We start from the raw sequence: 2,142 nt of genomic DNA, 5'->3' as shown, positions 1-2,142 counted from the left end.
GGCCACCGACTGGTCGCGCTTTGCGTGATGCAGCCAGTGGCGCAGCATGCGCGAGCCCATCGCCGTGCGGCAGTGATCCAGCAGCGAGAACAGGGTAGGGGATTCCTGGCCACGGATGGTTTCCGTCAGCTCCAGATTGCGGCGCGTGGCGGCATCGAGGCCGATGTATTCGTTTTCCGTTTCGCAGGTCAGCGACTTCACGTGCTGTAGGCCGCGGCCTTGCGTCGCCTGGGCATAACGCAGCAGAGCGCCTGCTGCGCCAAACGCAGCGCCCAGGCCTTCCGCGCCGAAGCCGGTCAGCGTGACCACGCCCAGCTGGTCCAGCAGGGCCTTTTGGCCGTGTACCACGTCGAAGTGCCACTCCGGCACATTGTTCACGTGGCAGGTGGTGATGTCGTCAAACAGGTCGCCGCCATCGGCGCGCAGGATCTCCGCCGGCGCGATGCGCTCCAGCTCCTGCTGCAGGCGGGTGTTCACCTGGCGCTGGTCGCCCGAAAATTCCATCAGCTTCAGTGCGCCCGAAGCCAGCGACAGCCAGGCCAGGCCCATGGTGAATACCTTGCGATTGCTGATCTGGCTCAGGGCCAGCAGCGGACGCTCGGACTTCTCCGGCAGCAGGTCCGAATCGGTCAGCGTACCCGGCGTCACCACGCGCACCACTTTGCGCTCCACCGGCCCCTTGGCCAGGGCCGGATCGCCAATCTGCTCCGCGATCGCGCAGGATTYGCCCTGTTTGACCAGCTTGGCCAGGTAGCCGTCCAGCGAATGGAAAGGCACGCCCGCCATCTTGATCGGCACGCCGTTCTGCGTGCCGCGCGCGGTCAGCGTAATGCCGAGCACACGCGACGCCTTCTCGGCATCGTCAAAAAACAGCTCATAGAAGTCGCCCATGCGATAGAAGACCAGCATCGTTGGATACTCGGCCTTGATGCGCAGGTATTGCTGCATCATTGGGGTGACTTTTTCAGCGGGGCTGTTCTTGACGGCGGCGGCGTTGATTTCGGATGGCAGGGTGGTCATTTCAGTGTTGTCGGTAATGCAAGCCGCCAGCGCGGCCGAAGCTTGCCATTTTACCTGTTTTGCAAGCTTGGGCGCCCTGTTGACCGCGCAATCTTAAAGATGTATTCTGTCTGCATGATTTAACGAAACGGAGAAAAAAATGAACGAGCATCGTGCCGTAAGCAACCTGTCCGACCGCATCGCCCTGGGCATCACCATGACTTTGCGCTTCTTCGCTGATACCTTCTTCGCCAAGCGCTATGGCAACCGCGCGATAGTGCTGGAAACGGTGGCCGCCGTGCCGGGCATGGTGGGTGGCATGCTGGTGCATCTGCGTTGCCTGCGCTGGATGATCGATGACCACGGCTGGATTCGCACATTGYTGGATGAGGCAGAAAATGAACGTATGCACCTGATGACGTTTGTGCAGATCGCAAAGCCCAACTGGTTTGAACGCCTGGTGATCCTGGTGGTGCAGGCGCTGTTCTTTATCGCCTTCTTCATGCTGTATCTGACTTCGCCGCGCACTGCACACCGTCTGGTGGGCTACTTCGAGGAGCAGGCCGTGATCAGCTACACGCTTTACCTGGCCGAGATTGACGCCGGCCGCGTGGACAATGTGCCGGCGCCGGACATCGCCATCGATTACTGGAAGCTGTCCGCCAATGCCCGTCTGCGCGACGTGGTCCTGGCCGTGCGTCAGGATGAAGTCGGGCACCGCGATGTGAACCACGACTTTGCCGATCGCCTGACCGCAGTGGAAGTCCGCGCCGGCGCCTGATGTTCGTCTGCCATCTTTTCAGCGTGTAGCTTTCTGTAACAACAAGTTGTGAGGATGTAAAGTTGGGTAAAGGCGGCCCATGGCGTGCGCCGGGCTTTCTACACTTATGGCCTTACCAGTAAAAGGAGAAAGCCTTGAATCGCCATACGCCTGCGCTCGCGCTGGCGGCGGTCCTCGTGTGCTCGACGCTGGCCGCCTGTGGTGGCGGTAGCGGTTCGAGCACGACGGCCACCGCATCCACTGCACCTGCCATCACCACCCAGCCTGCGACCGTTTCCGTGGCGCTTGGCGCTTCGGCCACCCTGGCCGTTRTGGCTTCCGGTGACGACCTGACCTACCAATGGTACAAGGCTGGTGTGGCC

General features: G+C 61.4%; 3 pseudogenes. 2 read left to right on the top strand and 1 reads right to left on the bottom strand.

The window, feature by feature from the left end:
* Positions 1-1,020, bottom strand: a pseudogene (locus AB4Z11_RS30115) (DNA mismatch repair protein MutS); the annotation flags it as partial.
* Between the two features lie 136 nt (positions 1,021-1,156).
* On the opposite strand from AB4Z11_RS30115, the pseudogene AB4Z11_RS30110 reads away from it, so the two are divergent.
* Positions 1,157-1,780: pseudogene (locus tag AB4Z11_RS30110) on the top strand (alternative oxidase); the annotation flags it as partial.
* Between the two features lie 134 nt (positions 1,781-1,914).
* Positions 1,915-2,142, top strand: a pseudogene (locus tag AB4Z11_RS30105) (hypothetical protein); the annotation flags it as partial.

Source organism: Pseudoduganella sp. RAF53_2 (assembly GCF_052113985.1).
Classification (GTDB): Bacteria; Pseudomonadota; Gammaproteobacteria; order Burkholderiales; family Burkholderiaceae_D; genus Rugamonas.
The sequence above is the reverse complement of the archived record's forward strand: the minus strand, read 5'-3'. Positions and strand labels throughout refer to the sequence as shown.